At 72.2% G+C, this 26,550-nt stretch carries 28 protein-coding genes; 21 read left to right on the top strand and 7 right to left on the bottom strand.

The genetic code is table 11. From position 1 onward, the window contains the following. Window positions 1-202: 202 nt before the first annotated feature. The 8 genes from ABT129_RS05155 to ABT129_RS05120 all read left to right on the top strand — a co-directional run bounded on the left by ABT129_RS05155 (window position 203) and on the right by ABT129_RS05120 (window position 6,757). Window positions 203-928 (top strand): helix-turn-helix transcriptional regulator, encoded by a 726-nt coding sequence (locus tag ABT129_RS05155; protein ID WP_351896740.1) that lies wholly within the window; start codon window positions 203-205, stop codon window positions 926-928. Next, entirely contained in the window at window positions 925-2,340 is a 1,416-nt protein-coding gene (gene sufB / locus ABT129_RS05150) for a Fe-S cluster assembly protein SufB (RefSeq protein WP_351896737.1), read from the top strand. Before ABT129_RS05155 ends, sufB begins: the two co-directional genes overlap by 4 nt. A 62-nt stretch (window positions 2,341-2,402) precedes the next feature. Then, entirely contained in the window at window positions 2,403-3,584 is a 1,182-nt protein-coding gene (gene sufD, locus ABT129_RS05145) for a Fe-S cluster assembly protein SufD (RefSeq protein ID WP_351896735.1), read from the top strand. Further along, the gene (locus ABT129_RS05140; RefSeq protein WP_351896732.1) at window positions 3,584-3,901 is read left to right on the top strand and encodes a bifunctional 3-phenylpropionate/cinnamic acid dioxygenase ferredoxin subunit; all 318 of its coding nucleotides are present in this window, start codon (window positions 3,584-3,586) and stop codon (window positions 3,899-3,901) included. Before sufD ends, ABT129_RS05140 begins: the two co-directional genes overlap by 1 nt. Window positions 3,902-3,908: 7 nt before the next feature. Beyond that, window positions 3,909-4,673, top strand: a complete 765-nt coding sequence (gene sufC / locus ABT129_RS05135; RefSeq protein ID WP_351896730.1) for a Fe-S cluster assembly ATPase SufC — start codon at window positions 3,909-3,911, stop codon at window positions 4,671-4,673. Beyond that, window positions 4,670-5,938: a cysteine desulfurase gene (locus ABT129_RS05130; protein ID WP_030322528.1), complete on the top strand. Its 1,269-nt coding sequence runs from the start codon at window positions 4,670-4,672 to the stop codon at window positions 5,936-5,938. The genes sufC and ABT129_RS05130 overlap by 4 nt, the downstream gene beginning before the upstream one ends. 10 nt (window positions 5,939-5,948) lie before the next feature. Continuing rightward, complete coding sequence (gene sufU, locus ABT129_RS05125) at window positions 5,949-6,422, top strand: Fe-S cluster assembly sulfur transfer protein SufU (RefSeq protein ID WP_351896727.1); 474 nt, start codon at window positions 5,949-5,951, stop codon at window positions 6,420-6,422. Beyond that, the gene (locus ABT129_RS05120) at window positions 6,419-6,757 is read left to right on the top strand and encodes a metal-sulfur cluster assembly factor (RefSeq protein WP_073917183.1); all 339 of its coding nucleotides are present in this window, start codon (window positions 6,419-6,421) and stop codon (window positions 6,755-6,757) included. Before sufU ends, ABT129_RS05120 begins: the two co-directional genes overlap by 4 nt. A gap of 63 nt (window positions 6,758-6,820) precedes the next feature. On the opposite strand, the gene ABT129_RS05115 is transcribed toward ABT129_RS05120, so the two are convergent. After that, the gene (locus tag ABT129_RS05115; protein ID WP_351896724.1) at window positions 6,821-7,864 is read right to left on the bottom strand and encodes a DUF7847 domain-containing protein; all 1,044 of its coding nucleotides are present in this window, start codon (window positions 7,862-7,864) and stop codon (window positions 6,821-6,823) included. Between the two features lie 63 nt (window positions 7,865-7,927). On the opposite strand from ABT129_RS05115, the gene ABT129_RS05110 reads away from it, so the two are divergent. The 4 genes from ABT129_RS05110 (at window position 7,928) to ABT129_RS05095 (ending at window position 10,248) form a co-directional block, all read left to right on the top strand. Next, window positions 7,928-8,248 (top strand): DMT family transporter, encoded by a 321-nt coding sequence (locus ABT129_RS05110; RefSeq protein WP_351896721.1) that lies wholly within the window; start codon window positions 7,928-7,930, stop codon window positions 8,246-8,248. Continuing rightward, complete coding sequence (locus ABT129_RS05105; RefSeq protein ID WP_351896719.1) at window positions 8,248-8,850, top strand: TetR/AcrR family transcriptional regulator; 603 nt, start codon at window positions 8,248-8,250, stop codon at window positions 8,848-8,850. The genes ABT129_RS05110 and ABT129_RS05105 overlap by 1 nt, the downstream gene beginning before the upstream one ends. A 44-nt stretch (window positions 8,851-8,894) precedes the next feature. Continuing rightward, window positions 8,895-9,878 carry a 2,3,4,5-tetrahydropyridine-2,6-dicarboxylate N-succinyltransferase gene (gene dapD, locus ABT129_RS05100; protein ID WP_351896717.1) on the top strand — a complete coding sequence of 328 codons (984 nt, stop codon included), beginning with the start codon at window positions 8,895-8,897 and terminating at the stop codon, window positions 9,876-9,878. A gap of 160 nt (window positions 9,879-10,038) precedes the next feature. Then, on the top strand, window positions 10,039-10,248 hold the full coding sequence (locus tag ABT129_RS05095; protein WP_351896715.1) for a hypothetical protein: 210 nt from the start codon (window positions 10,039-10,041) through the stop codon (window positions 10,246-10,248). On the opposite strand, the gene dapA is transcribed toward ABT129_RS05095, so the two are convergent. Further along, the gene (gene dapA, locus ABT129_RS05090; protein WP_351896712.1) at window positions 10,227-11,135 is read right to left on the bottom strand and encodes a 4-hydroxy-tetrahydrodipicolinate synthase; all 909 of its coding nucleotides are present in this window, start codon (window positions 11,133-11,135) and stop codon (window positions 10,227-10,229) included. The genes ABT129_RS05095 and dapA overlap by 22 nt on opposite strands. Window positions 11,136-11,267: 132 nt before the next feature. On the opposite strand from dapA, the gene ABT129_RS05085 reads away from it, so the two are divergent. Beyond that, window positions 11,268-12,020 carry an SDR family NAD(P)-dependent oxidoreductase gene (locus ABT129_RS05085; RefSeq protein WP_351896710.1) on the top strand — a complete coding sequence of 251 codons (753 nt, stop codon included), beginning with the start codon at window positions 11,268-11,270 and terminating at the stop codon, window positions 12,018-12,020. Window positions 12,021-12,036: 16 nt separating this feature from the next. Here ABT129_RS05085 and ABT129_RS05080 read toward each other — a convergent pair whose 3' ends face one another. Next, complete coding sequence (locus tag ABT129_RS05080) at window positions 12,037-12,495, bottom strand: GNAT family N-acetyltransferase (RefSeq protein WP_351896707.1); 459 nt, start codon at window positions 12,493-12,495, stop codon at window positions 12,037-12,039. Between the two features lie 90 nt (window positions 12,496-12,585). Between ABT129_RS05080 and ABT129_RS05075 the strand changes: the two genes are divergently transcribed. After that, window positions 12,586-13,299, top strand: coding sequence for an antibiotic biosynthesis monooxygenase (locus tag ABT129_RS05075; protein ID WP_351896705.1), 714 nt, complete (start codon window positions 12,586-12,588; stop codon window positions 13,297-13,299). A gap of 18 nt (window positions 13,300-13,317) precedes the next feature. Here ABT129_RS05075 and ABT129_RS05070 read toward each other — a convergent pair whose 3' ends face one another. Continuing rightward, window positions 13,318-15,180, bottom strand: coding sequence for a DUF8508 domain-containing protein (locus tag ABT129_RS05070; protein WP_351896702.1), 1,863 nt, complete (start codon window positions 15,178-15,180; stop codon window positions 13,318-13,320). Window positions 15,181-15,422: 242 nt separating this feature from the next. On the opposite strand from ABT129_RS05070, the gene ABT129_RS05065 reads away from it, so the two are divergent. From ABT129_RS05065 to ABT129_RS05050, 4 genes are all read left to right on the top strand, one after another. Next, window positions 15,423-16,877 carry a hypothetical protein gene (locus ABT129_RS05065; protein ID WP_351896701.1) on the top strand — a complete coding sequence of 485 codons (1,455 nt, stop codon included), beginning with the start codon at window positions 15,423-15,425 and terminating at the stop codon, window positions 16,875-16,877. Window positions 16,878-17,123: 246 nt separating this feature from the next. Next, window positions 17,124-18,578 carry an alkaline phosphatase PhoX gene (locus tag ABT129_RS05060; RefSeq protein WP_351896699.1) on the top strand — a complete coding sequence of 485 codons (1,455 nt, stop codon included), beginning with the start codon at window positions 17,124-17,126 and terminating at the stop codon, window positions 18,576-18,578. A gap of 92 nt (window positions 18,579-18,670) precedes the next feature. Then, on the top strand, window positions 18,671-19,381 hold the full coding sequence (locus ABT129_RS05055; protein WP_351896696.1) for a GntR family transcriptional regulator: 711 nt from the start codon (window positions 18,671-18,673) through the stop codon (window positions 19,379-19,381). Window positions 19,382-19,436: 55 nt separating this feature from the next. Beyond that, window positions 19,437-20,456 carry a 1-aminocyclopropane-1-carboxylate deaminase gene (locus tag ABT129_RS05050; RefSeq protein WP_351896694.1) on the top strand — a complete coding sequence of 340 codons (1,020 nt, stop codon included), beginning with the start codon at window positions 19,437-19,439 and terminating at the stop codon, window positions 20,454-20,456. Between the two features lie 91 nt (window positions 20,457-20,547). On the opposite strand, the gene ABT129_RS05045 is transcribed toward ABT129_RS05050, so the two are convergent. Together ABT129_RS05045 and ABT129_RS05040 are read right to left on the bottom strand one after the other, a co-directional pair. Then, window positions 20,548-21,771, bottom strand: a complete 1,224-nt coding sequence (locus tag ABT129_RS05045; RefSeq protein ID WP_351897051.1) for a TerD family protein — start codon at window positions 21,769-21,771, stop codon at window positions 20,548-20,550. Between the two features lie 45 nt (window positions 21,772-21,816). Further along, entirely contained in the window at window positions 21,817-22,056 is a 240-nt protein-coding gene (locus ABT129_RS05040; protein ID WP_351897049.1) for a hypothetical protein, read from the bottom strand. A gap of 139 nt (window positions 22,057-22,195) precedes the next feature. Here ABT129_RS05040 and ABT129_RS05035 point away from each other — a divergent pair, with 139 nt between their 5' ends. Beyond that, window positions 22,196-23,131, top strand: a complete 936-nt coding sequence (locus tag ABT129_RS05035; RefSeq protein WP_351896691.1) for an AraC family transcriptional regulator — start codon at window positions 22,196-22,198, stop codon at window positions 23,129-23,131. 321 nt (window positions 23,132-23,452) lie between these two features. On the opposite strand, the gene ABT129_RS05030 is transcribed toward ABT129_RS05035, so the two are convergent. Then, the gene (locus ABT129_RS05030) at window positions 23,453-24,262 is read right to left on the bottom strand and encodes an NAD-dependent epimerase/dehydratase family protein (protein WP_351896689.1); all 810 of its coding nucleotides are present in this window, start codon (window positions 24,260-24,262) and stop codon (window positions 23,453-23,455) included. A gap of 213 nt (window positions 24,263-24,475) precedes the next feature. On the opposite strand from ABT129_RS05030, the gene ABT129_RS05025 reads away from it, so the two are divergent. Both ABT129_RS05025 and ABT129_RS05020 read left to right on the top strand, forming a co-directional pair. Then, window positions 24,476-25,408, top strand: coding sequence for a 5-dehydro-4-deoxyglucarate dehydratase (locus ABT129_RS05025; RefSeq protein WP_351896686.1), 933 nt, complete (start codon window positions 24,476-24,478; stop codon window positions 25,406-25,408). Next, the gene (locus tag ABT129_RS05020) at window positions 25,405-26,547 is read left to right on the top strand and encodes a hypothetical protein (RefSeq protein WP_351896684.1); all 1,143 of its coding nucleotides are present in this window, start codon (window positions 25,405-25,407) and stop codon (window positions 26,545-26,547) included. The genes ABT129_RS05025 and ABT129_RS05020 overlap by 4 nt, the downstream gene beginning before the upstream one ends. Window positions 26,548-26,550: the final 3 nt, after the last annotated feature.

Here is a 26,550-nt window from a genome sequence, read left to right as displayed (position 1 = left end):
ACCGCGCCGGGCCGGATCGCGGGCCGTCGAGCACCTGTGGCCTGCGGGTACGGCGTCGCGGGGCGATCGGAGCGGAGCTCGGATTCGTCCTACGAATGATCATTTCCGCAGGTCAGGTAAGCCTTACCTGAGTGACGCACGGCACCGTCGCCACCCCGGACGCCGCTTGTCAGTCCGAGATTAATTACGCAACAATGGCGTTGTGAAAAACGTTGGCGCGGCTCCGGTGGAGGAACTCGCGACCCGTGAGCGTTCGACGCGCAACCGGGTCGCACGGTCGATCCTGGATCACGGGCCGTCGACCGTCGCCGACCTCGCCGGGCGGCTCCGCCTCACCCAGGCGGCCGTCCGTCGCCATCTCGACTCGCTCGTCGCCGAGAACGTGGTCGAGGCCCGCGACCAGCGGGTCTACGGCACCCGCGCCCGAGGTCGCCCCGCGAAGATCTTCGCGCTCACCGACTGCGGCCGGGACGCCTTCGACCAGTCGTACGACTCCCTCGCCGTCGAGGCGCTCCGCTGGATCGAGCGCAACGCCGGAGGGGAGGCGGCCGTGGCCGCCTTCGCCCGCGACCGGATCGAGGCCCAGGCGGACGCCTACCGCGAGGCGGTCGAGGCCGTCGAGCCGGAGCGGCGGGCCGAGGCGCTTGCCAAGGCGCTGACCGCCGACGGGTACGCTGCCACTGCGCGGAACGCGCCGGTCGGCGAGCAGCTCTGCCAGCACCACTGCCCGGTCGCCCACGTCGCCGAGCAGTATCCACAGCTGTGCGAGGCGGAGACGGAATTCTTCTCCCGCCTCCTGGGAACGCACGTCCAGCGTCTGGCCACCATCGCGCATGGTGACGGCGTCTGCACCACGTTCATCCCGCACGGCGCTCCACAGACCACCGAATCAGCATCCGCAAGTACGGCCGGGAGGAACCCCGCATGACCACCGAGATCAGCCACCCCGAGCTCGAGGGCCTGGGTCGGTACGAGTACGGCTGGGCCGACTCCGACGCCGCCGGTGCCACCGCCAAGCGCGGTCTGAACGAGGACGTCGTCCGCGACATCTCCTCGAAGAAGAACGAGCCCGAGTGGATGCTGAAGCTGCGTCTCAAGGGTCTGCGTCTCTTCGGCAAGAAGCCCATGCCGACCTGGGGCTCCGACCTCTCCGGCATCGACTTCGACAACATCAAGTACTTCGTGCGCTCCACCGAGAAGCAGGCCGCTTCCTGGGAGGACCTGCCCGAGGACATCAAGAACACGTACGACAAGCTCGGCATCCCCGAGGCGGAGAAGCAGCGCCTCGTCGCCGGTGTCGCCGCCCAGTACGAGTCCGAGGTCGTCTACCACCAGATCCGCGAGGACCTGGAGGAGCAGGGCGTCATCTTCGTCGACACCGACACCGCGCTGAAGGAGCACGAGGAACTCTTCCGCGAGTACTTCGGCACCGTCATCCCGGTCGGCGACAACAAGTTCGCCTCGCTGAACACGGCCGTGTGGTCCGGCGGCTCGTTCATCTACGTGCCGAAGGGCGTGCAGGTCGAGATCCCGCTCCAGGCCTACTTCCGCATCAACACGGAGAACATGGGCCAGTTCGAGCGGACGCTGATCATCGTCGACGAGGACGCCTACGTCCACTACGTCGAGGGCTGCACCGCCCCGATCTACTCCTCGGACTCGCTGCACAGCGCCGTCGTCGAGATCATCGTGAAGAAGGGCGGCCGCTGCCGCTACACGACCATCCAGAACTGGTCGAACAACGTCTACAACCTGGTGACCAAGCGCGCCGTCGCCTACGAGGGCGCCACCATGGAGTGGGTCGACGGCAACATCGGCTCCAAGGTCACCATGAAGTACCCGGCCGTCTACCTGATGGGCGAGCACGCCAAGGGCGAGACGCTCTCCATCGCCTTCGCGGGCGAGGGCCAGCACCAGGACGCCGGCGCCAAGATGGTCCACATGGCCCCGAACACCTCCTCCAACATCGTCTCCAAGTCGGTGGCGCGAGGCGGCGGCCGCACCTCCTACCGCGGTCTCATCGAGATCGGCGAGGGCGCCCCCGGTTCCAAGTCGAACGTGCTCTGCGACGCGCTGCTCGTCGACACGATCTCCCGCTCCGACACGTACCCCTACGTGGACGTGCGCGAGGACGACGTCTCCATGGGCCACGAGGCCACCGTCTCCAAGGTCTCCGAGGACCAGCTCTTCTACCTGATGAGCCGCGGCCTCACCGAGTTCGAGGCCATGGCGATGATCGTCCGCGGCTTCGTCGAGCCCATCGCCAAGGAACTCCCGATGGAGTACGCCCTGGAGCTCAACCGGCTGATCGAGCTGCAGATGGAGGGCTCGGTGGGCTGACGCCCCCCGTCCCCGCAGCGACCGACTCCGTACGTACGTAGGAAGAGAGCAACACAACAGCCATGGCTGAGGCTCAGAACATCCCGGCGGGCTCCACCACCGCCGGCTCGATCGCGGTGGCCGCCGAGTCCACCGTCGCCACGCGCATGAGCGCGCCCCCGTCCTTCGACGTCGCGGACTTCCCCGTCCCGCACGGCCGCGAGGAGGAGTGGCGGTTCACGCCGCTCGCGCGCCTCCGAGGCCTGCACGACGGCACCGCCGTCGCCGCGGGCGAGGGCGTCAAGGTCGAGATCGAGGCCCCCGAGGGCGTCACGGTGGAGACCGTGGGCCGCGAGGACGAGCGCCTCGGCAAGGCCGGCAAGCCGGTCGACCGCGTCGCCGCCCAGGCGTACTCCTCCTTCGAGAAGGCCTCGGTCGTCACCGTCGCCAAGGAGGCCGTCCTCACCGAGCCGATCCGCATCGCGGTGCACGGCCAGGGCGGGGTGGCCTTCGGCCACCAGGTGATCGAACTCGGTGCGTTCGCCGAGGCCGTCGTGGTCATCGACCACACCGGCGACGCGGTGCTCGCCGCCAACGTCGACTACGTCCTCGGCGACGGCGCCAAGCTGACCGTCGTCTCCGTCCAGGACTGGGACGAGAAGGCCGTCCACGTCGCCCAGCACAACGCGCTGGTCGGCCGTGACGCCTCCTTCAAGTCCGTCATCGTCACCTTCGGCGGCGACGTCGTCCGCATCCACCCGCGGGTGGCGTACGCGGCCCCCGGCGGCGAGGCCGAGCTCTTCGGCCTGTACTTCACCGACGCGGGCCAGCACCAGGAGCACCGCCTCCTGGTCGACCACAACACCCCGCACTGCAAGTCCAACGTGGCCTACAAGGGCGCGCTGCAGGGCCAGGACGCGCACGCCGTCTGGATCGGCGACGTGCTGATCCAGGCCGCCGCCGAGGGCACGGACACGTACGAGCTCAACCGGAACCTGGTCCTCACGGACGGCGCCCGGGTCGACTCCGTACCGAACCTGGAGATCGAGACCGGCGAGATCGCCGGCGCCGGTCACGCCTCGGCCACCGGTCGCTTCGACGACGAGCAGCTCTTCTACCTGATGTCCCGCGGCATCCCGGCGCCCGAGGCCCGGCGCCTCGTCGTCCGCGGCTTCTTCGCGGAGCTCGTCCAGCAGATCGGTCTGCCGGACGTCGAGGAGCGCCTGCTCGCCAAGATCGAGGCGGAGCTGGAGGCCTCCGTCTGATGGCCTTCGTCCGAGTCTGCACGCTGAGCGAGCTGGAGGCCGACACCCCGAAGCGGGTCGAGGTCGACGGCACGCCGGTGTCGGTCGTGCACACCGAGGGCGAGGTGTTCGCGATCAACGACATCTGCTCGCACGCGAACGTCTCCCTCTCGGAGGGCGAGGTCGAGGACTGTGCCATCGAGTGCTGGCTGCACGGCTCCAGCTTCGACCTCCGCACCGGTAAGCCCTCCGGTCTTCCCGCGACGCGCCCCGTCCCCGTATACCCCGTAAAGATCGAAGGGGACGATGTGCTCGTCTCCGTCACCCAGGAGTCCTGAGTCACCCATGGCAACGCTTGAAATCCACGACCTGCACGTCTCCGTCGACGCGGAGAACGGCCCCCGCGAGATCCTCAAGGGTGTCGACCTGACCATCAAGCAGGGCGAGACCCACGCCGTCATGGGCCCCAACGGCTCCGGCAAGTCGACCCTGGCCTACTCCCTCGCCGGCCACCCGAAGTACACGATCACCGGCGGCACCGTCACCCTCGACGGTGAGGACGTCCTGGAGATGTCGGTCGACGAGCGCGCCCGCGCCGGCGTCTTCCTGGCCATGCAGTACCCGGTCGAGGTCCCCGGTGTCTCGGTCTCCAACTTCCTGCGCACCTCCGCCACCGCCGTCCGCGGCGAGGCGCCCAAGCTGCGCACCTGGGTGAAGGAGGTCAAGTCCGCGATGGAGCAGCTCCAGATGGACCCGGCCTTCGCCGAGCGCAACGTCAACGAGGGCTTCTCCGGCGGTGAGAAGAAGCGCCACGAGATCCTGCAGCTGGAGCTCCTCAAGCCGAAGATCGCGATCCTCGACGAGACCGACTCGGGCCTCGACGTCGACGCCCTGCGTGTCGTCTCCGAGGGCGTCAACCGCGTCCGCGAGACCGGTGAGGTCGGCACGCTGCTGATCACCCACTACACGCGCATCCTGCGCTACATCAAGCCCGACTTCGTGCACGTCTTCGCGAACGGCCGCATCGCCGAGTCCGGCGGCGCCGAGCTCGCCGACGTCCTGGAGAACGAGGGCTACGACAAGTACGTGAAGGGTGGCGCGTCCGCGTGACTTCTGCCCATCAGGGGCTCTCCGGCCTCCTCGACACCGAGGCGATCCGCAAGGACTTCCCGCTCCTGGATCGCGTGGTCCACGACGGCAAGAAGATCGTGTACCTCGACTCCGCGGCGACCTCGCAGAAGCCGCGGCAGGTCCTCGACGCGCTCAACACGTACTACGAGCGTCACAACGCCAACGTCCACCGCGGCGTCTACACGGTCGCCGAGGAGGCGACGGCGCTGTACGAGGGCGCCCGCGACAAGGTCGCGGCCTTCATCAACGCGCCGAGCCGCGACGAGGTCATCTTCACGAAGAACGCCTCCGAGTCGCTCAACCTCGTGGCCAACATGCTGGGCTGGGCCGACGAGCCCTACCGCGTGGACCACGAGACCGAGATCGCCATCACGGAGATGGAGCACCACTCCAACATCGTGCCGTGGCAGCTGCTCTCGCAGCGCACGGGCGCGAAGCTGAAGTGGTTCGGCCTCACCGACGACGGCCGTCTCGACCTCTCGAACATCGAAGAGGTCATCACCGAGAAGACCAAGATCGTCTCCTTCACGCTGGTCTCGAACCTGCTGGGCACGGTCAACCCGGTCGAGACGATCATCCGGCGCGCCCAGGAGGTCGGTGCGCTCGTCTGCATCGACGCCTCCCAGGCGGCCCCGCACATGGTCCTGGACGTGCAGGCGCTCCAGGCCGACTTCGTGGCCTTCACCGGCCACAAGATGTGCGGCCCGACCGGCATCGGCGTGCTGTGGGGACGGCAGGAGCTCCTGGAGGACCTGCCGCCGTTCCTCGGTGGCGGCGAGATGATCGAGACCGTCTCGATGCACTCCTCGACGTACGCGCCGGCTCCGCACAAGTTCGAGGCGGGTACGCCCCCGATCGCCCAGGCCGTCGGCCTCGGCGCGGCCGTGGACTACCTGTCGGCGATCGGCATGGAGAACATCGCGCGCCACGAGCACGCGATCACCGAGTACGCCGTCCGGCGCCTCCAGGAGGTTCCGGACCTGCGGATCATCGGCCCCACCACGGCCGAGGACCGCGGCGCGGCGATCTCCTTCACGCTCGGCGACATCCACCCGCACGACGTGGGCCAGGTCCTCGACGAGGAGGGCATCGCGGTCCGGGTCGGTCACCACTGCGCGCGACCGGTCTGCCTGCGGTACGGAATTCCTGCGACCACGCGGGCGTCGTTCTATCTGTACTCCACCCCGGCCGAGGTCGACGCCCTGGTCGCGGGACTCGAGCACGTACGGAACTTCTTCGGGTAGGGGCTTGGTCGTGAAGCTTGATTCGATGTACCAGGACGTCATCCTGGACCACTACAAGCACCCGCACGGGCGCGGTCTTCGGGACGGCGACGCCGAGGTGCACCACGTCAATCCGACGTGCGGCGACGAGATCACGCTCCGCGTGAAGTACGACGGCACGCGCATCGAGGACGTGTCGTACGAGGGTCAGGGCTGCTCCATCAGCCAGGCCTCGGCGTCCGTCCTCAACGAGCTGCTCGTCGGCAAGGAGCTGGCCGAGGCGCAGAAGATCCAGGGCACCTTCCTGGAGCTGATGCAGTCCAAGGGCCGGATCGAGCCGGACGACGCGATGGAGGAGATCCTGGAGGACGCGGTCGCGTTCGCCGGAGTCTCCAAGTACCCGGCCCGGGTGAAGTGCGCGCTGCTCAGCTGGATGGCGTGGAAGGACGCGACCGCCCAGGCGCTGGGTGAGGACGACCAGAAGTCTGTGAGGAAGTCGGCATGACCGAGAACGCCGAGGCCACGATGAAGCCGGCCTCCGAGGAAGAAGTCCGTGAGGCGCTGTACGACGTCGTCGACCCCGAGCTGGGCATCGACGTCGTCAACCTGGGCCTGATCTACGGCATCCACATCGACGACGCGAACATTGCGACGCTGGACATGACCCTGACGTCGGCGGCCTGCCCGCTGACCGATGTGATCGAGGACCAGGCGAAGTCCGCGACGGACGGCATCGTCAGCGAACTGAAGATCAACTGGGTCTGGATGCCCCCGTGGGGCCCGGACAAGATCACGGACGACGGCCGCGAGCAGCTGCGCGCGCTCGGCTTCAACGTCTGAGATCCGGACCGTGTGAGACGGCCGCACCCCCTCGGGGTGCGGCCGTTCCGCTTCTCCGTGCGCTCAGAGGGCTCCGGCGGCCCGTGCCAGGTCCGGGGCCAGGTTCTCCCGGCGGATGCGCTGGTCCACGTAGAGCAGGGCGGTGACCAGGGGCGGGAAGACCGAGACGATCGCCTGGGTGACCAGCTGGCCGAGGACGAGGAACGTGAGGACGAGCGCCAGGGAGGCCACCACCGCGGCGGAGTCCTCGCCCGAGAAGTCGGTGGCCGCCAGCGGGGTCGACGCCAGCATGGACAGGACCTGCTGGATCAGCATGCCGACCACGGAGGCCAGGACCCCGGCGGCCAGGACGCAGCCGAAGACGCGCCACCAGTCGCCGCGGACCAGCTGCGAGGAGCGGCGCATCGAGTCGACCGCGCCCCGCCCCTCGATGACGGCCGCCGCCGGTGCCAGGCTGAACTTGACCCAGATCCACAGCGCGAGCGGGATGAGGAGCAGCGCGCCCAGGATCATCACGAGCGGCAGGACGTAGGTGCGGTCGCCGGTGCCGAGCAGGACGACGAAGAGGCCGATGAAGGCCGCTGCGAACAGGGCGAACGGGACCATCAGGGCCAGGCTGGTCAGGAACACCGTGCCGAACACGGCCGGCATGCGGGACCAGGAGCGGCGCCAGATCGCGCCGAAGGTCGTGGGCCGGCCGAGGACCGCCTCCTGGACCACGGCGGGACAGGCCGCCGCCACCAGGGCGCCGGCACAGAGCATCGCGATCATGCCCACCAGCCAGACGCAGACGAAGGCGACGATCAGCGGCCGGAGGTCGTCCCAGGGCGGCTCCTGCCCCTCGGGCAGGTCGAACACGGCGGGCAGGGTGTCGCCGACGGCCGCGTACGCGATGCCGATCGCCGCGGCGACGACCACCAGGGCGCCGAGGTAGGCGGTCGCGGCGACGCCGAGGAGCTGCTTCCAGTAGCGGCCGATGGTGGCGAAGGCGCCGGTCAGGATCGCGCTGAAGCCGAGCGGCGCCAGGGGTATCACGCCGGGCTTCGGCGGTGGGGGCGGCGGCGGGTAGCCGTAGCCGTAGGGCGGCGGCCCCGGGGGAATCGTCATGCGGGACACCGTATCGGGCCATGATGTGTACGACCGTACGCATCGTTGTGTACGCTTGTACGCATGGGATACGGACTGCTCGCGGGTGCCATCGTGGCCGAGCTCCTCGCCACCACCTCCATGAAGTACAGCGAGGGCTTCACCAAGCTCTGGCCCTCGATCGCCACCGGGGTGGGCTACGTCATCGCCTTCGCCCTCCTCGCCCAGGCGATCAAGACGCTCCAGGTCGGCACCGCGTACGCCATCTGGGCCGGTGTCGGCACCGCCGCCATCGCCGCCATCGGCGTCCTCTTCCTCGGCGAGACCCTCAGCCTCGCCAAGGTCGCCGGGATCCTCCTGATCGTCGCCGGGGTCGTCGTCCTCAACCTGGGCGGCGCCCACTGATGGCCCGCGCCCGCCGCCACGACCCCGAACGCCGGGACCGGATCGTCGACGCGGCCCTCCGCGTCGCCGGGCGGTCCGGGATCGCCGGGCTGAGCCACCGCACCGTCGCCGCCGAGGCGGACGTGCCGCTCGGCTCGACCACGTACCATTTCGCCTCCCTCGACGAACTCCTCGTCGCCGCCCTGCGCAAGGCCAACGGGGACTTCGAGCGGCTGCTCCGCGAGAACCCCTCCCTCAGCGCGCCGGACAGCGACCTCGCGGACGCGCTCGCCCGCCTCATGGGGGAGTGGATGGGCGGCGACCGCGCCCGTGTGGAGCTGGAGTACGAGCTCTACCTCGCCGCCCTCCGCCGCCCCGCGCTCCGCCCCGTCGCCGCCGAATGGGCCGAGACCGTCGTCGCCGTCCTCGCCTGCCGCACGGACCCGGCCACCGCCCGCGCCCTGGTCGCCCTCGTCGACGGCATCTGCCTCCAGTCCCTGCTCACCGGGGGCGCGTACGACGAGGGGTACGCGCGCGAGATGCTGGCCCGCCTCCTGAACGATGGACCGAAACCCTCCCCTCCGGGCTCGTCGGAACCGCCCACCGGCTCGACCGACACCTGAGACCGGTTGGCCCGCGCGGGGCCCCGCCGGTTAGGTTCTCCGTCATGACCACTGCTCCTCGCACCACCGGCGCCGTCGCCGCCGGCCTCGCCACCATCTCCGGCGACGGCACCGTTCTCGACACCTGGTTCCCCGCCCCCGAGCTGACCGAGGCGCCCGGCCCGGCCGGCACCGAGCGGCTCACCCCCGACGAGGCCGTGAACGCCCTCGGCGAGGGCGCCGCCAAGGCCCTCGGCGTGGACGCCCGCCGGGGCGTCGAGGTGGTCGCCGTCCGTACCGTCATCGCCTCGCTCGACGAGAAGCCGCTCGACGCCCACGACGCCTACCTCCGTCTGCACCTGCTCAGCCACCGGCTGGTCAAGCCGCACGGCCAGAGCCTCGACGGCGTCTTCGGCCTCCTCGCCAACGTCGCCTGGACCTCGCTCGGTCCGGTCGCCGTCGACGACATCGAGCGGGTCCGCCTCAACGCGCGGGCCGAGGGCCTGCACCTCCAGGTGACCTCGATCGACAAGTTCCCGCGCATGACCGACTACGTCGTGCCCGCCGGGGTCCGCGTCGCCGACGCCGACCGCGTCCGCCTCGGCGCCCACCTCGCGGCCGGCACCACCGTCATGCACGAGGGCTTCGTCAACTTCAACGCCGGCACCCTCGGCACCTCCATGGTCGAGGGCCGGATCTCCGCCGGCGTCGTCGTCGGCGACGGTTCCGACATCGGCGGCGGCGCCTCCACGATGGGCACCCTCTCGGGCGGCGGCAACGTCGTCATCTCGATCGGCGAGCGCTGCCTGATCGGCGCCGAGGCCGGCGTCGGCATCGCCCTGGGCGACGAGTGCGTCGTCGAGGCCGGTCTGTACGTCACGGCCGGCACCCGGGTGACGATGCCCGACGGCGAGATCGTGAAGGCCCGCGACCTCTCCGGCGCCTCGAACATCCTCTTCCGCCGCAACTCGGTGACCGGCGCCGTCGAGGCCCGCCCGAACAACGCGGTCTGGGGCGGACTGAACGAGGTCCTGCACAGCCATAACTGATCCACCGGTGATCCGCCACCGCCCCGCCCGGCCCTGAACGGCCGGCGGGGCGGTCGGGGTTCGCCGAGGAACTCCCGCCACACGACAACCGATTCGGTGACTCTGCGTTAACAAGGATGGAGCGCAGGGTTCCAATCAGCAGACAAGGCGAGGAGTCGACATGAGGACCAAGCCCACGGTCGCCGCAGTGCTCACGGTGGCGGCGGTTCTGCTGCCGGCCGGGACGGCCGCGGCGGACGAGACGCACAGTCACTCGCACAACGGGCCGAACGTCTCCCTGATCTCCACCGGGCAGATCGACGATCCCCTGGAGGACGTCCTGGAGCACGCGGCGATCCTCGGACGGACCTACACGAGCGACTCCGCCTGATCCGACAGGACCAGCGCCTCGAACAACCCCCGCAGCCCGTCGGCCGTCTCCCGGTCGGCGGGCTGCAGCGGTTCACGGACCGGGCCGCCGAGCAGCGCCTTGACGGTCACCGTGCCGGGCAGGCCCGCGGCCATCATCCGCTCGGCGAGCGGCAGGAGCCGGGCGTTGAGCCGGGCCGCCTCCGCCGTGTCGCCCGCGTCGAAGGCGTCGAGGACGGCCCGCAGCTGACGGGGCGCCACGTTCGCCACCGTACTGACGTAGCCGGCGCCGCCGACCGCGTACAGCGGCAGGTTCAGCTCCTCGCAGCCCGAGTAGTACGCGAGCGAGGTCTCCGCGATCACCCGGGCCGAGCCCAGCAGGTCGTACGCGCAGTCCTTCACCGCCACGATCCGCGGGTGCTCGGCGAGCCGCAGCATCGTCGCGGGCTCGACGCGCGTACCCGTGCGGCCCGGGATGTCGTAGACCATCACCGGCAGCGAGGTGGCGTCCGCGACCTTCAGGAAGTGGGCCTCCACGGCCGGCTGCGGCGGACGGCTGTAGTACGGGGTGACGACGAGCAGTCCGTCCGCGCCCGCCCGCTCCGCCTGGCGGGCCAGCTCGGCGGTGTGCCGGGTGTCGGCGGTGCCGACGCCCGCCACGACCGGGGCGGCGGGCCCGACGGCCTCCCGGACCGCCCGGACGAGCGCCGCCTTCTCGGCGTCGGTGGTGGTCGGCGACTCGCCGGTGGTGCCGTTCAGGACCAGGCCGTCACAGCCCTCGGCGACGAGCCGGGCGGCCAGTTCGGCGGCCCGGTCGAGGTCGAGCGAGCCCGTCGGCGTGAACGGGGTGATCATCGCGCAGAGCGCGCGGCCGAAGGGGAGGGCCCGGTGGGGGCGGGAAGTGCTCATCCCCCGAGTCTCGGCGCAGCCGTCGGTGAAGGTCCACTTAGTTCTTCTTCGGCCGAAAGGTCACGAGGGCTAAACCGTGCCGGTCTGGCATGATCGACGGGCGCGACAGGGGGACAGGGAGAACAGCACAGCATGAGCTCACACAGCACGGCCGGAGAGCGCGTCGCGCTCGTCACCGGCTCCTCCTCGGGCATCGGCGCCGCCGTCGCCCGCCGCCTCGCCGAGGCCGGCTACCGGGTCGTCGTCAACTCCGCGCGCTCCGTCGAGGCGGGCGAGCGGCTCGCCGCCGAACTGCCCGGCGCCGTCTACCTCCGGGCGGACGTCTCCGACGAGAGCCAGGCCAAGGCCCTCGTCGAGCGGGCCGTGGAGACCCTCGGCCGCCTCGACCTCCTCGTCAACTGCGCCGGCACCACCCGGTTCATCCCGCACGACGACCTCGAAGCCGCCTCGCCCGAGGTCTGGCGCCACCTCTACGACGTCAACGTCATCGGCGTCTGGCAGACCGTCACCGCCGCCGTCCCGCACCTGCGGAGGACCCGCGGCGCCATCGTCAACGTCTCCTCCCAGGCCGGCGTCCGGCCGGGCGGCAGCTCCATCCCGTACGCCGTCTCCAAGGCGGCCGTCAACCACATGACGAAGCTCCTCGCCAAGGCCCTCGGGCCCGACGTGCGGGTCAACGCGGTCGCGCCCGGCCTCATCGACACCCCCTGGTTCGACGGCGTCGACGGCGCCGACGCGGCCAAGGCGCACGTGGCGGACGTCGTCCCGCTGCGTCGGGTCGGCCGGGCCGAGGACATCGCGGGAGCCGTCCACGACCTCGCCCACGCCTCGTACATCACGGGTGAGGTGCTGCTCGTCGACGGCGGCGGACACCTGCTCGGCTGATCCGCCGTCCGAAGCCTCAGAGGGGCAGCTTGAAGCCGTCGTGGCTGCGCGCGAAGCCGAGCGAGACGTAGAAGCGGTGGGCCTCGGTCCGCCGCTTGTCGCTCGTCAGCTGGACCAGCGCGCAGCCGCGTTCCCGCGCCCGCGCCACGGCCCGCTCCATCAGCTCCCGGCCGAGACCGCCGCCGCGCCGGTCGGCCCTGATCCGGACCGCCTCGACCAGGGCCCGCTCGGCGCCGCCCCGGCCGAGCCCCGGGATGTACGTGACCTGGAGGCAGCCCAGGACGAGGCCGCCGTCCGTCAGGACCAGCATCTCGTTGCGCGGATCCGCGTCGATGTCCGCGAACGCCCGCTCGTACGCCGCGGTGACGGTGACCGAGGCGGGGTCCACCACCGTCCGCTCGTCGGCCAGGAGGGCGAGGACGGCGGGAAGTTCGGCGCGGGTCGCGGGGCGGAGGGCGAGGTCGCGAAGGATCATGGCGCGAAGTCTCGCACGGCGACAGGCCTTGACCTCAACCATGGTTGAGGGGGAACGGTGGAGGCATCCGAGGAACAGGAGACCTCCCTGATGGACACCGTCGTACACCCCGATGCCCGCCCCGACCTCCACCGTCCCGGAGTCGGACTCGTCCTCGCCAGCACCTGGCGGGTGGCCACCCCCGAGCGCCAGCGCGCGGCCGTCGACGCCATCCGCCAGGCCTGGGAGAGCAGGGAGTGGCCCGACCTCGGACTGCACGCGTACAGCGTCTACATCGGGACCGACGGCGACTCGCTGCTGCACTACTCGCAGTGGACCGGCGAGCGGGCCTACGAGGACTTCCTCCGGACCCAGCGCGACGACCGCAACGCCGAGATCGACGCGGCCGTGCCCGGCGTCCGGCGGGTGGCACTCCATCGCTACGCGCCGCCGTACCGCTCCGCCGTCCTCGACGAGCGGAGCGCGGGGGCGCCGCCCGGGGCCGTCGCGCTCGTCGAGGTCGACTTCGACGGGCCGGACGCGGGGCGCCAGAAGGCCTGGGTGGACGCCGTGCTCACCGCCATGGCCGACGACGCGGGGAAGCGGTCGGCGTTCGGCGGGATCGGCGCGCACTTCCATCTGTCCACCGACGGCCGCCGGGTCCTGAACCTCGCCGAGTGGGAGAGCGAGCAGGCCCATGTGGAGTGGCAGGCGGAGTACGCCCCGCTCAGCGAGGCCTGGGCGCGGGTGCACCACCACCCGGGGCTCGTCGGCAGCCGGGTGCGGCGGTACACGCCCGCGCTCAGCATGAGCGCGGGCGGGTGACCGGGGCCGGGCGGCGTCCTACGGGCGGAAGCGCAGGACCTGCGGGTCGTGGTCGCTGTCCTGGTCGGCGAACTCCGCGTTGATGTGGACGCTGTCGTACTCGAAGTGGCGCACGCCGGGGCTGGTCAGGATCTGGTCGAGGACCTGGCTGTTGCCCTGGTAGACGTACGAGTAGCGCTCACCGCGCGGCAGCGACTTCACGGCCGGGTACAGCGCGCCGCCTTCGGTCAGCGCCTTCGTCGTGCCGGAGAACTCGAAGTCGTTGATGTCGCCGACGACCAGCACGTCGGCCTGCTTCTCGACCGCCAGGAGCTGCTTCACGAAGCCGTTGACGGCCTGGGCCTGGAGCAGGCGCTTGGCCTCGGAGGAGCGGTTCGGCGGCTGGTGGTGCGAGACGATGGACTCGTCGCCGCCCTTGGAGCCGAAGTGGTTGGCGATCACGAAGACCGTGCGGCCGCGGAAGACGAACTCGCCCGCGAGCGGCTTGCGGCTGCTCTCCCAGGCGGTGTTCGCCGGGTCGACGCGGCCGGGCGAGAGGGTCAGCTCGGCGTGGCCCTTGCGGCCCGTCACGGCGGTGGCGGTCGTGGCGTCGGCGCCCGCGCGGTCCGTGAAGGAGACCCGCTCCGGGTTGAAGAGGAAGACCTGACGGATGTTGCCGCCGGGCTCGCCGCCGTCCTTGTTGTTCTCCGGGTCGACCGAGCGCCACTCGTACGCCGGCCCGCCGGCCGCGACGATCGCGTCCGTGAACTTCTTCACCGTCTGGTCGGCGGCGACCGTGCCGTCGTTCTTGGCGCCGTTGTTGTCCTGGATCTCCTCCAGGGCGAGGATGTCGGGCGCGGCCAGGTTGTCGACAACGGCCTTCGCGAGCGCGTCGAACTTCTCCTGCGGGTCGCTCGGGTCGAGGTTCTCCACGTTGTACGTGGCCACGGCGAGCTCGTTGCGGTGCTGCCGGTCCGTGGTCTCGCGCTCCAGACCCCGGTCGACGACCGTGCCGAGCGTGCGGGCCGTCAGGGTGTAGCCGCCGAACTGGTTGAAGTCGAGCGGGCCCTCGGTGGTGCCGGTCAGCCGGTCGCCGACGTTCGCCTTGGGGAACGGCTGCTGGGCGACCGGGGTCAGCGACTGGATCTGCAGACGGCCGGTGTTCTGGTCCTCGTACGAGCCGTAGACCGTGCCGCCGCGCCGGTTGCGGTTCTCCCAGGGCTTCACCGTCACCCACAGCTCGGAGTACGGGTCGGTGGCGCCGACCACGCGCGAGGAGCCGATCCGGACGTTGGTGCCCTCCAGGGACTCGTAGTAGTCCAGGGCGTACTTGCGCGGGTTCAGCGTCAGGCCGTTGATCGAGCCCTCGGCGGCCGGGTCGCCCTCCGGGGCGTACCGGGAGGGGACGGACCAGGACGAGATCGTCACCGGGGCCGGGACGGGGTTGCCCTGGGAGACCACCGTGACGACCGGCTTGGAGAGCTGCGTCAGCGACTGGTTGCCGGAGGTCAGGCCGCCGGGCACGTACTCGGTGACCGTGCCGCTCAGGCTGACCGCGTCGCCGACGGCGACCGTCGGGACGGAGCTGGTGAAGACGAAGAGGCCCTCACTGGTGGCCGGGTTCGCGTCGCCCTCGGGGTCCTGGATCCAGAAACCGCGCGAGCCGTAGGTGCGGACGCCGGTGACGATGCCCGTGACACCGGCGACCTGCTTGCCGACGAGCGGGGAGACGCGGGTCGTGCCCTGGATGTCGTGGATGCGGACGCCGGCCGCGGTGTCCTCGGTGGCGGCGCTCGCGGAACCGGCGAGCAGACCCGCGGCGAGGGCGGAGGCGACGACGGCGGAGACCGCGGCGGATCGCGCGACGGTGCGGCCGGCAGATCTCGGTATGGAGGAAGGCATCAGGGGACTCCGAGGGTGCTTGGAGGAACGGCAGATGAATCTACGCGCGTCAATCTCTTTGCAGAGCGCCCAACTTGTCAAGAGTCGACGGGTGTACGAAGGCTGACGGATCGGTGAACCGGCGGACGTCCTCCCGGATGCGTCTACGCTGAGAACCGCTCTCCGAGCCCACCCCGCGGTCATCACCCATGACCGCCCCTCCATCCCCCTTCACCCACGGACGCGTCGAGGAGACCCCCCAGATGTCAGCGGAGCACCCCACCCTTCCCCCCGTTCGGCTCCGTGCGGACGCGGAGCTGGCGCGGGACGCCCTGGCCGCCCCCCTCCTCGCCCACGCGGTCAGGCTGGCCCGCTGGGCCGGGCCCGACACCCGCGTCGACGCCGGCGGCGAACTCGTCGACGAGCAACTGCCCGAGGCCGTCGAGCTCCTGGGCCTCAGCGACGGCGAGGACGGCGAGATCTGGGCGGGCGACGCCTGGCGCCTCGCCGTCGACACCGGCCTCGTGGCCGTGGAGGACGGCCAGGAGTCGGCGGAGGGCGACACCCCCGGGCGGGCCGCGCCCGGGGAGAACCTCGCGCTCGTCACGGCCGGTTCGCCCCAGGACGTCCTCGGGATCTGGCTGGACGGCTTCGACGCGGTCTTCGCCGACGCCGTCGCCCCCGTCCTCGACGACCTGGACGGGATCGTCGGCGAGGACGGCGAGATCGACTTCGAGTCGCTCGACTGGGACCCCGAGGCGGAGGCCGAGTTCCTGGAGGGCGTGCTCGGCAACCTCTACCTGCTGACCGTCAGCGAGGGCGGGGCCGGGGAGGGACCGGTGCCGCTGCCCGCGCTCGCCGCCTCGATGGTCGTCCCCGACGACATGGGCGAGCCCACCGACGACGTCCTGGAGCAGGTCTCCGACGCGATGATGCGGCTCGACGAGCAGTTCCGGCTGCTCGAACCGATCGGGCTCGTCGCCTACCAGCCCGTCGACGAGGCCCTGATGGCCGAGGAGGGCGAGGAGCCCGCGCCGCCCGTCGACGACGAGGACGTCAGCCGGTACGGCATGGTCCGGCTCACCCCGCTCGGCCTCTACGGCGTCCGCGCCCGGATGCTGGAGGCCGGTGTCGACGCGCCCGCCGTCGGCGACCTCGCGGAGAAGGGCGCCGACGCGCTCCTCGACGGCATCGCCGGCTACCCGGAGGCCGCCGCGCGCGAGGAGACCGCCGGGTGGCTGGAGGGCCGCGACGCGCTCGGCGCGGCCCGGGAACTCCTGCACGCCGCGCGCGGCGCGGACGCGGGCTCGCCGCTCCGCCGCCTCCACTGCCAGCAGACGCTCTCCCTGGTGGGCCCGGAGGCGGAGCCCGCCGTGCGCGAGGTCCTGGACGACGCGGAGCTCGGCGGCCTCGCGCGGGTCTGGCTCGCGGAGCGGGGCGCGGCGGACGTCCCCGCGCCGCCGGAGTCGATGATCTTCTGGCTGGCGATCGACACGATCGCCGCCCAGCTCGACGCGGACGGCGACCTGGCGGAGGTCCAGGAGCTGATCGAGGGGCTGACGGGACGCCACAGCGGCTTCTTCGAGGCGGCCTGGCGGGTGGAGCACCCGGCGACGGCGGAGGTCCTGGAGGCGATGGGCCGCCTGCACCGGGACAAGACGGTGGCGAAGGAGGCCCGCAAGGCGGCGTTCAAGGCGCGGTCGCGGTCCGGGGGCTGAGGACGGGGACCCGGCAGGGGGCGCTGGGCGCGACGGCCGGTGATCCCGTAGGGGGAGCGGCGGGCACGACGGCCGGGGACCCGGCAGGGGGCGCTGGGCGCGACGGCCGGGGACCCGGCGTCGTCCGGCCCCCCTCCCCTGAGGGGGCCGCGCCCGGCCGTGTTCCCGTGGCGTTCAGGCGGTGTTCGTGGCGGCGCGGGAGGGTGGCCCGCGACATCCGGGCCAGCACAGGGAGAACGCCACACCATGCCCCTCAACCGCAGAGAGTTCACCAAGCAGTCCGCCGTCGCCGGTGCGGGACTCGCCCTCACCGGTGTCGTCGGCGCTCTCGCCACCGCGCCCGAGGCGCTCGCCTCCGACGACCCGGAGGCGTACGGCCACGGTCACGACCACGATCACGACCACGGTCATGGGCACGGTCACGGCCGCCGGCTCGGCTACGGGCCGCTCGTCGCCGACCCCGAGGGGATGCTCGCCCTGCCCGCCGGGTTCTCGTACCGTGTCGTCACCCACAGCGGTGTGACCCGGCTGGAGTCCGGCGAGTTCACGCCCTCCAACCACGACGGCACCGCCGCCTTCGCCGGGCCGCGCGGCACCACGTACCTCGTCAACAACCACGAGCTCAAGGGCGTCCGGGCCGGCTGGAAGCACCCCGTCCCGCTCGTCGAGGGGCTCGTGTACGACCCCGCCGCGGCCGGCGGCTGCACGGTCGTCGAGGTGCACCGCGACGGCACCGTCGCCGAGTGGGTCGGCATCGCGGGCACCTCCACCAACTGCGCGGGCGGCAGCACCGCCTGGGGCACCTGGCTGACCGGCGAGGAGAACTCCGACCGCGCCGGCGTCAACGGCATGACCAAGGACCACGGCTACATCTTCGAGGTCGACCCCCGCGACCGGCGCGCCAACCGCGACCCGAAGCCGATCAAGGCCTTCGGCCGGTACGACCACGAGGCCGTCGTCATCGACCCCCGGCGCGGCCACGCGTACCTCACCGAGGACGCCTCCAACCCCAACGGACTGCTCTTCCGCTGGGTGCCGCCGAAGGGCTTCGAGCACGGCCGCGGCAAGCTCCGCCGGCTCGCCGACGACGCCGGTGTGCTCCAGGCCGCCAAGTGCATCGACTCCGCCGGCCGCTTCGTCGACGACCTCTCCCGGGCGTCCCGGATCGGCACCGTCTACGGCGTCGACTGGGTCGACGTCCCCGACCGCGACGGCCGCACCACCTCCGTCCGCAAGCAGTTCGCGGCCGGTCAGGTCACCCGCGCCCGCAAGCTGGAGGGCATGTGGTGGGCCGACGGCGGCGCGTACGTCGTCTCCTCCTACGCGCGCGAGGAGAGCCCCGGCGCCGCGCACGACGGCCAGGTCTGGTTCTACGACCCCAAGCGCCGCACGCTCACCCTCAAGGTGCTGCTCGGCGTGAACGCCGCCCCCGACGAGGACGGCGCCTACGACGGCCCCGACAACATCACGGTCTCCCCGTACGGCGGGCTCGTCATCGCCGAGGACGGCGAGGGCGTCCAGCACCTCTTCGGCGCGACCGACTCGGGCCGCACCTACCCGATCGCCCGCAACGACCTCAACGGCAGCGAGTTCACCGGCGTGACGTTCTCGCCGGACGGTGACACCCTGTTCGCGAACATCCAGGATCCGGGCATCATGGTGGCGATCACCGGCCCCTGGCGCCGCCAGCCCCGCCGCTGATCCCCGCGGCGGGCGCCGTCACCGAACCTCCCCAGGGGTACGGGCGCTGACCCCTGGTCAGCTCCATGGACTGACATCTAACATGTCAGTCCATGGACGTATTACGGCCCGTGGGCCGGACCCTGCTGCGTGACCGGGCGTACGAGGCGCTGCGCGAGGCCATCGTGCGCGGTGATCTCGCCCCCGGCGCCCCGCTCAAGGACGCCGACCTCGCCGATCGGCTCGGGCTCTCGCGCGCCCCGGTGCGCGAGGCCCTGGCCCGGCTCGGTGACGAGGGGCTCGTCGAGTCCAAGCCCCAGGCCTACACCCGGGTCACCCGGCCGGTCAGCCGGGTCGTCAGGGACGCCGCCTCCGTGGTGCGGGTCATGCACGAACTCGCCGCCAGGACCGGCGTACCCCTGCTCGGGCCCGACGGCATCCGGGCCATGCGCGAGGCCAACGAGCGCTTCGCCGCCGCCGTCCGGGCCTCCGACGTGGAGGCCGCCCTCGACGCCGACGACGAGCTGCACCAGGTCCTCGTCGTCGCCAGCGGCAACCACGCCGCCGCCGCCACGATCGCCCGCTACACCCCTCTGATCCGCCGCGTCGAGCGGCGGCTCTTCGGCGACGCCGGGAGCTGTGGATCGGCCGAGCTGCACGCCCGTCTCATCGACGCGTGCGAGGCCGGGGATGCGGCGGAGGCGGTGCGGGTCACCACGGAGATCTGGGCGGCGCTCGAACAGCTCGCGGACGACGCCATCGAGGTGGCCGAGGTCACCGGCATCCCCGCGCCCGCCCCCGCCGCGGATTCCCCGGCTCCGTAGCGCGTCCAGGACCGTCGACCAGCAGCCGTCAGGCCGTCACCCACCGGGAGCCGCATTGCCGATCATCGATTTCGACCGCTACCCGCTCCTCTTCGGGCCCTCACCGGTCCACCCCCTCGAACGGCTCACCCACCACCTCGGCGGCGCCACCCTCTGGGCCAAGCGCGAGGACTGCAATTCCGGTGTCGCGTACGGCGGGAACAAGACCCGCAAACTGGAGTACCTGGTGGCGGACGCGCTCGCCCGGGGCTGCGACACCCTCGTCTCCATCGGCGGCGTCCAGTCCAACCACACCCGCCAGGTGGCCGCCGTCGCCGCCCGCGCCGGACTGCGCTGCGTCCTCGTCCAGGAGAGCTGGGTCGACTGGCCCGACTCCGTCTACGACAAGGTCGGCAACATCCTGATCAGCCGCCTCGCGGGCGCCGACGTACGCCTGGTGCGGGCGGGCTTCGGCATCGGCTTCAAGGAGAGCTGGGAGCAGGCCCTGCGGGAGGTCGAGGAGGGCGGCGGCAAGCCGTACGCGATCCCCGCGGGCGCCTCCGACCACCCGCTCGGCGGACTCGGCTTCGCGAACTGGGCGTACGAGGTGGCCGAGCAGGAACGCGCGCTCGGCGTCTTCTTCGACACGGTGGTCGTCTGCTCGGTGACCGGCTCGACCCAGGCCGGCATGGTCGCGGGCTTCGCCGCGCTCGCCGAGGAGGGCGGGCCGGCCCGGCGGATCATCGGCGTCGACGCCTCCGCGAAGCCCGGTCCGACGCACGAGCAGATCACCCGGATCGCCCGGGACACCGCCGCCCTGATCGGGGTCGAGCGGCCGGTGACGGCGGCCGACGTCGAACTGGACGAGCGCTACCACGCGGGGGTGTACGGCATCCCGGACGAGGCCACCCTCGACGCGATGCGGCTCGCCGCCCGCACCGAGGGCATGGTCACCGACCCCGTGTACGAGGGGAAGTCGATGGCGGGCATGGTCGACCTGGTGGACCGGGGAGAGATCGGCCGGGACTCGACCGTGCTCTACGCCCACCTCGGCGGCCAGCCCGCCCTCAACGCCTACAGCGCCCTGTTCTCCTAGGGCCTGTCGTCACCTTGCCGTCGTTGCCCGGCGGGGCAGACGGGAAGGTGACGACAGGCCCTGGACCGGACAGGGCGCCGGGGCCGGTCGCTCAGAGCGCCTGGGCGGCCGGCTTCACCATGCCGCGGACGGTCCGCGACTTCACGAACTCGCCCATCGCCGTCATCTCCCACTCGCCGGAGAACTGCTTGATCAGCTTGGCCATCATCACGCCGGTCTGCGGCTCGGCGGTGGTCAGGTCGAAGCGGACCAGCTCCTCGCCGGTCGCCGCGTCGATCAGCCGGCAGTAGGCCTTGGCGACCTCGGTGAACTTCTGGCCGGAGAAGGAGTTGACCGTGAAGACCAGACCGGTGGTGTCGGCGGGCAGCCGGCCCAGGTCGACCACGATCACCTCGTCGTCGCCCGCGCCCTCGCCGGTGAGGTTGTCGCCGGAGTGCTTCACCGAGCCGCCCAGGATGGAGAGCTTGCCGAAGTAGCAGCTGTCCTGGTGGTTGCGCTGCGGGCCGTAGGCGATGACGGAGGCGTCCAGGTCGATGTCCTTGCCCCGGTAGGCGGGCTCCCAGCCGAGGCCCATCTTGACCTGGGAGAGCAGCGGGCGGCCGCCCTTGACCAGGGAGACCGTCTGGTTCTTCTGGAGGCTGACCCGGCCCTTGTCGAGGTTGATCTTGCCGGAGCCGGGGGCCGGGGCGGCGGCCTGGGGAGCGGGCGGGGCGGCGGCCGATACCCGGGGGTCCACCGGGGCGACGGGCGGGGTCGGGGGCGACACCGGGGCGGGCGGGGCGACGGGGGCGGGGGCGGCCGCCACCGGGGCGGCGGCGGGCTCGTCGTCCACCGAGACGCCGAAGTCCGTCGCGATGCCGGCGAGTCCGTTCGCGTATCCCTGGCCCACGGCGCGGGCCTTCCACGCGCCGTTGCGCAGATAGATCTCGACGACCACCAGGGCGGTCTCGGTGGCCAGCTGCGGCGGGGTGAAGGTGGCGAGGACGCTGCCGTCGTCCGCGTTGCGGAGGGTGGCCGTGGGCTCGATGCCCTGGAAGGTCTGGCCCGCGGCGTCGGGGCTCGCGGTGACGACGATCCTCTCGATGCCGGCCGGGACGGCGCCGGTGTCCACCAGGATCGCGTCGGGAGCGGCACCGCCGCCGGAGCGGTAGGTGACGCCGGGCCCGGCCGGCTGGTTGTAGAAGATGAAGTCGTCGTCCGAGCGCACCTTGCCGTTGGCGCCGAGCAGCAGGCCCGAGACGTCGAGCCGCACGGGGGCGGTGACGTCCACCGCCACGCGAGCGACGGTGAGGGGGATGTTCGAGCCGGGGGTCATAGCGGTCATGCCAGGGCTAACGATCCGGGCGCCTTTGCCGTTCCCTTACCCTCGGCCGGTTCGGCCACCTTGATTACGGGGGTGGTTCCTGGCCTGCCGTTCGTTGCCGAAGCGGTACGCGCCCGTCCAGCGGGCCATCACCAGCTGCGCGTCGCCCGACTCGACCTCGGCGAGGAACTTCTCGGCCCGCCCGCCGCGCAGGACCCCCGCGGCGCGGCCGAGGTGGGTGAGCACGACGGAGCCGTCACGGCGCCGCTCGTAGGTGAATCCATGGGGGCGTGGCATGCCGGGCATCCTGCCGTTCCCGGTCAGATCCGTCATATGAATATTCTTTCGACCCATGGGTGCAGTGGGGGCGGAGGGGCCGGTGCTACCGGTGGGGGCAGGGGGCGCTGTGGACGGGAGCTGTTTTCGGACCCGGGACGTGGACGAGGCGCGCGAAGAGCTGGACGCCCGCTACTACACGAACCGGATGGACGTCGTGGACCGCGAGCGGCGGCCCTTCGCGGCGCGCTTCGACACCGTCGCGCTCGGTCCGCTGGTCATCGGCGACCTGAGCTGCGGGGCCGATGTGCGGATGAGCTTCGGGGAGCTCGGCGCCTACCACGTGAACGCGCCGCTCAGCGGGCGGATGGAGATGCGCCAGGGCGGGGCCCCGATCGTCGCCACGACCACCGAGGCGCTGCTGCTCGACCCGGCGGGGGACACCTTCCTCGACCGCTGGAGCGGCGACTGCCGGACCCTCTCGGTGAAGGTCGGGGCGGCCGAGCTGCGTGACCGTCTGGAGCGGCTGATCGGCCGTCCGCCCCGTGGCGCGCTCGTCTTCGCCCCCTGCCTGGACATCACGCGCGGGCCCGGTCTGAGCTGGGTGCGCTTCGCCCGCCAGGTCGCCGCCGAGGCGCTCGCCGGCGAGGGTCTGGCCCGGCACGAGCTGGTGGCCCGGCCCTTGCAGGAGGCGCTGCTCAACGGGCTGCTCCTGGCCGCCGAGCACCCCTGGCGCGAGGCGCTCGCCCATCCGGGGGAGCCGCGGCGCCCGGCCCCGGTCAAGCGGGCGATGGACGCGGTACGGGAGCGGCCCGAGCACCCGTTCACCTCCACCGAACTCGCGGCCCTGGCCCGGGTGAGCGTGCGCCGCCTCCAGGAGTCGTTCCGCGAGTACGTGGGGATGTCACCCATGGCGTACGTACGGGAGGTCCGCCTCGACCGGGTCCGCGAGGAGCTGCGGGCGGCGGCGCCGGACGAGGTGAGCGTGAGCGAGGTGGCCTGGCGCTGGGGCTTCGCCCACCAGGGCCGCTTCGCGGCGCGCTACCGGGAGAAGTTCGGCGAGTCGCCGTCGGGCACCTTGCGCGGCTGCCGCTGAGCCCCGGGGCACCCGCTGCGGCTGCCGACCGGCCGGTGCGCGGGGGCCCGCGTGCGCCGCGCGCGCTCACGGGCGTGTCCGGTGTGCGCCCCGGGCGCGTAAGGGGCGCGTACCGCGCTGACCGGTGTACTTCCATGCGTCAACCCGTCGCGCATTCCGGACAGGTGCCGCGTTCAGCGGATCGCGATGATCTTCGTGCGGGCCTACGGTGAGCACGTCCGGTCTGCCAGCGCGCGCCGTGACCCGGGCCCCGGCCGGCTCCCCCGTATCAGTCCGGCCGGGTCCTGTGTACTTCCTGCCGCCCGGGCCCGGCCCCGTCGCTCAGTGCGGCCACCGGGGCGGGTCCACGCAGAAGTGGCCGCCCAGATAGAGGTCGTCGGCGCTGCCCTCCGGCGGGAGGCCCTTCTCGGCGACGACCTTCTCCGCGTACACCTCCGAGTCGTCCTCCGGAGCGAAACCGAGCGCCCGCGCGGTGGAGAGGTCCCACCACGCGCGCGTGTTGGCGGAGGAGCCGTACACCACCGTGTGGGCCACGTCCTCGGCGGTGAGGGTGGCGTGCAGCAGCCGGGCGCAGTCGGCGGGGCTGAGCCACATCGACAGCATCCGGACCGAGGTGGGCTCGGGGAAGCAGGAGCCGATGCGGACGGAGACGGTCTCGACTCCGTGCAGGTCCCAGTAGAGCTGCGCCAGGTCCTCGCCGAAGCACTTGGAGAGGCCGTAGAAGGTGTCCGGGCGGTGCGGGGTGTCGACCGGGACCGGCGGCTCGCCCTCGCGCGGCCGCCGGGTGAAGCCGACGGCATGGTTGCTGGAGGCGAGGACCACGCGCCGGACGCCCTCCTCGCGGGCGGCCTCGTAGAGGTGGTACGTCCCGGCGATGTTGGCGGCCATGATCTTCTCGAAGCTCGACTCCAGGGAGATGCCCGCCAGGTGCACGATCGCGTCGACGCCCCGGACCGCCTCGCGCAGCGCCGCACGGTCCGCGAGGTCGGCGACGACCGCGTCCGGCGCCCCCGGCACCGGGACGACGTCCAGGAGGCGGAGCTCGTAGCCGTACGGGGGCAGCAGCTCCCGCATCAGCGTGCCGACGCCTCCGGCGGCGCCGGTGAGCAGGACGGTGCGGGGTGCGGGCATGGAGTCGATCTCCTCCGTTGAGTGGAATTCACATCCGTGGACAAACTAAGGAGCGGTCCGACGGAGCGTCAAGAGTGCGCGACAGGGCGGGTTCCCTCCTTGACCGGCCGTTCCGGGCTGCTCTAGCGTGCGGAGCGTCAGTGTTCAAGAATATGGATGACAGTCATAACTGTGCACGCGAAGGCTGCACGACGGACTTCCCTGGGAGCGCCCGTGACCACTGCCCCGCTCGCCGGCCGGCTCGACGGCCTGCTGTTCTTCCCCGTCACCGCCTTCGCGCCCGACGGCTCCGTCGACCTCGACACCTTCCGCGCCCATGTGCGCGCGGGCGTCGACGCGGGCGCCGCGGCGGTGTTCGCCTGCTGCGGCACCGGCGAGTTCCACGCCCTCACCCCCGAGGAGTTCCGGGACTGCGTCGCCGCCGCCGTCGAGGAGACCGGCGGCCGCGTCCCCGTCGTCGCGGGCGCCGGCTACGGCACCGCCCTCGCCGTCCGGTACGCCCGGCTCGCCGAGGAGGCCGGCGCCGACGGACTCCTCGCCATGCCCCCCTACCTCGTCGTCGCCGACCAGGCCGGACTACTCCGCCACTACACCGAACTCGCCGCCGCCACCTCGCTCGACGTCATCGTCTACCAGCGCGACAACGCGATCCTCACCCCCGCCACCGCCGTCGCCCTCGCCCGTACCGACGGGATCATCGGCCTCAAGGACGGCCTCGGCGACCTCGACCTCATGCAGCGGATCGTCAGCGCCGTCCGCGCCGAAGGCCTCGACCTGCTCTACTTCAACGGCCTGCCGACCGCCGAACTCACCGGCGCCGCCTACCGGGGCATCGGCGTCACCCTCTACTCCTCCGCCGTCTTCTGCTTCGCCCCCGACCTCGCCCTCGCCTTCCACCGCGCCCTCACCACCGGCGACGACACCACCGTGAACCGGCTCGTCGACTCCTTCTACCGGCCGCTCGTCGAGCTCCGCGCCCAGGGACGGGGATACGCCGTCTCGCTCGTCAAGGCGGCGGTACGGAGGGGAGGCCTGGACGTGGGCGAGGTGCGGCCGCCGCTGAGCGAACCCGCCCCAGAGCACGTCGACGCGCTCATGCTGCTCGTCGACCGCGCCCGCGTCCTCCTGAAGGAGCTGGACGCGTGAGCGGCCCGCGCGCGGGCGCGTTCGCCTACCCGTGGGACGTCGACGGCGACCCCGCCGCCCCCGGGCTCCTCGCGGACCTCGGCCTGGCCCAGGTCACGCTCGCCTCCGCCTACCACTCCACCCGGGCCCTGACCCCCCGCCACCCGGCCCACCGGATCGTCACCGCCGAGCACGCCGCCGTGCTCTACCCGCCGGACCCCGGCCGCTGGGCGGGCCGTCCGCTCCGTCCCCACCCGGCGGGGGAGTGGGCCCCCGGCGACTCCTTCGGACGGGCCGCCGAGGCCCTCGCCGCCACCGGCCTCCAGGTGCACAGCTGGGTCGTGCTCGCGCACAACTCCCGCCTCGGCGCCGAACATCCGGAGACCTCCGTCGTCAACGCCTACGGCGACCGCTACCCCTGGGCCCCCTGCATCGGCCGCCCCGACGTCCGCGCCCTGCTCGTCGACCTGGCCGCCGAGGCCGCCGCGCGACCCGGCGCGGCCGGCACCGAACTGGAGTCCTGCGGCTGGTACGGCCTCGCGCACCTGCACGCCCACGACAAGACCGGCGGCGTCGCGCTCGGCGAGCGGGAGCAGTACCTGATGTCGCTCTGCTTCTGCCCCTCCTGCCGCGAGGGGTACGGGAACGAGGGCGCCGACCCCGGCGAACTGGCCGCCGCCGTGCGCGCCGCCCTGGCGCCCGTGTGGGCCGGGTCGGGGCCCGCGGGCGGACTCGGCGCCCTGGAGGCCCCCACCGCGGCCTGGCGCGCGGGGACCGCCCGGACCTTCCAGGAGGCCGCCGTCGCCGCCGTACGGGCCGCCGCCCCGGCCGGCTTCCGGGTCCTGCTGCACGCCGACCCCGACCCGTACCGCTGCGGCGCCGACAGCGGCACGGACCCGGCGCACGTCCTGGGGCTCGCGGACGGCGTGGTCGCCCGCCCGCCCCGGGTCGCCGACTTCGCGGCCCACGCGCGGCCCGGCACCGTCCTCGCGGCGAACCTCTCCGTCGTCACCGGCATGGGGGGCGCGCCCGGCCGGCTCGCGCACGACATCGGCCTCGCCCACGAGGCGGGCGCCGGCGAACTGCGCCTCTACCACGCCGGGCTGGCCTCGGACGAGGACCTGGCGGTCGTCCGGGCGGCCCTGCGGAAGCTCGGCTAGGAG

Source organism: Streptomyces sp. NPDC002057 (genome assembly GCF_040296665.1).
Taxonomy (GTDB): Bacteria; Actinomycetota; Actinomycetes; order Streptomycetales; family Streptomycetaceae; genus Streptomyces.
Note: the sequence above shows the minus strand (reverse complement) of the source record. Positions and strands in the feature narration are given on the sequence as shown.

Excerpts from the sequence above, each read along its gene's own strand:
- ABT129_RS05065 (WP_351896701.1), top strand. The coding sequence starts at position 15,423 with ATGTCAGCGGAGCACCCCACCCTTCCCCCCGTTCGGCTCCGTGCGGAC.
- ABT129_RS05030 (WP_351896689.1), bottom strand. The coding sequence starts at position 24,262 with ATGCCCGCACCCCGCACCGTCCTGCTCACCGGCGCCGCCGGAGGCGTC.
- ABT129_RS05080 (WP_351896707.1), bottom strand. The coding sequence starts at position 12,495 with ATGATCCTTCGCGACCTCGCCCTCCGCCCCGCGACCCGCGCCGAACTT.
- ABT129_RS05045 (WP_351897051.1), bottom strand. The coding sequence starts at position 21,771 with ATGACCCCCGGCTCGAACATCCCCCTCACCGTCGCTCGCGTGGCGGTG.
- ABT129_RS05110 (WP_351896721.1), top strand. The coding sequence starts at position 7,928 with ATGGGATACGGACTGCTCGCGGGTGCCATCGTGGCCGAGCTCCTCGCC.
- dapA (WP_351896712.1), bottom strand. The coding sequence starts at position 11,135 with ATGAGCACTTCCCGCCCCCACCGGGCCCTCCCCTTCGGCCGCGCGCTC.
- sufC (WP_351896730.1), top strand. The coding sequence starts at position 3,909 with ATGGCAACGCTTGAAATCCACGACCTGCACGTCTCCGTCGACGCGGAG.
- ABT129_RS05055 (WP_351896696.1), top strand. The coding sequence starts at position 18,671 with ATGGACGTATTACGGCCCGTGGGCCGGACCCTGCTGCGTGACCGGGCG.
- dapD (WP_351896717.1), top strand. The coding sequence starts at position 8,895 with ATGACCACTGCTCCTCGCACCACCGGCGCCGTCGCCGCCGGCCTCGCC.
- ABT129_RS05075 (WP_351896705.1), top strand. The coding sequence starts at position 12,586 with ATGGACACCGTCGTACACCCCGATGCCCGCCCCGACCTCCACCGTCCC.
- ABT129_RS05070 (WP_351896702.1), bottom strand. The coding sequence starts at position 15,180 with ATGCCTTCCTCCATACCGAGATCTGCCGGCCGCACCGTCGCGCGATCC.
- ABT129_RS05060 (WP_351896699.1), top strand. The coding sequence starts at position 17,124 with ATGCCCCTCAACCGCAGAGAGTTCACCAAGCAGTCCGCCGTCGCCGGT.
- ABT129_RS05085 (WP_351896710.1), top strand. The coding sequence starts at position 11,268 with ATGAGCTCACACAGCACGGCCGGAGAGCGCGTCGCGCTCGTCACCGGC.
- ABT129_RS05115 (WP_351896724.1), bottom strand. The coding sequence starts at position 7,864 with ATGACGATTCCCCCGGGGCCGCCGCCCTACGGCTACGGCTACCCGCCG.
- ABT129_RS05140 (WP_351896732.1), top strand. The coding sequence starts at position 3,584 with ATGGCCTTCGTCCGAGTCTGCACGCTGAGCGAGCTGGAGGCCGACACC.
- sufD (WP_351896735.1), top strand. The coding sequence starts at position 2,403 with ATGGCTGAGGCTCAGAACATCCCGGCGGGCTCCACCACCGCCGGCTCG.
- ABT129_RS05040 (WP_351897049.1), bottom strand. The coding sequence starts at position 22,056 with ATGCCACGCCCCCATGGATTCACCTACGAGCGGCGCCGTGACGGCTCC.
- sufB (WP_351896737.1), top strand. The coding sequence starts at position 925 with ATGACCACCGAGATCAGCCACCCCGAGCTCGAGGGCCTGGGTCGGTAC.
- ABT129_RS05105 (WP_351896719.1), top strand. The coding sequence starts at position 8,248 with ATGGCCCGCGCCCGCCGCCACGACCCCGAACGCCGGGACCGGATCGTC.
- ABT129_RS05095 (WP_351896715.1), top strand. The coding sequence starts at position 10,039 with ATGAGGACCAAGCCCACGGTCGCCGCAGTGCTCACGGTGGCGGCGGTT.
- ABT129_RS05120 (WP_073917183.1), top strand. The coding sequence starts at position 6,419 with ATGACCGAGAACGCCGAGGCCACGATGAAGCCGGCCTCCGAGGAAGAA.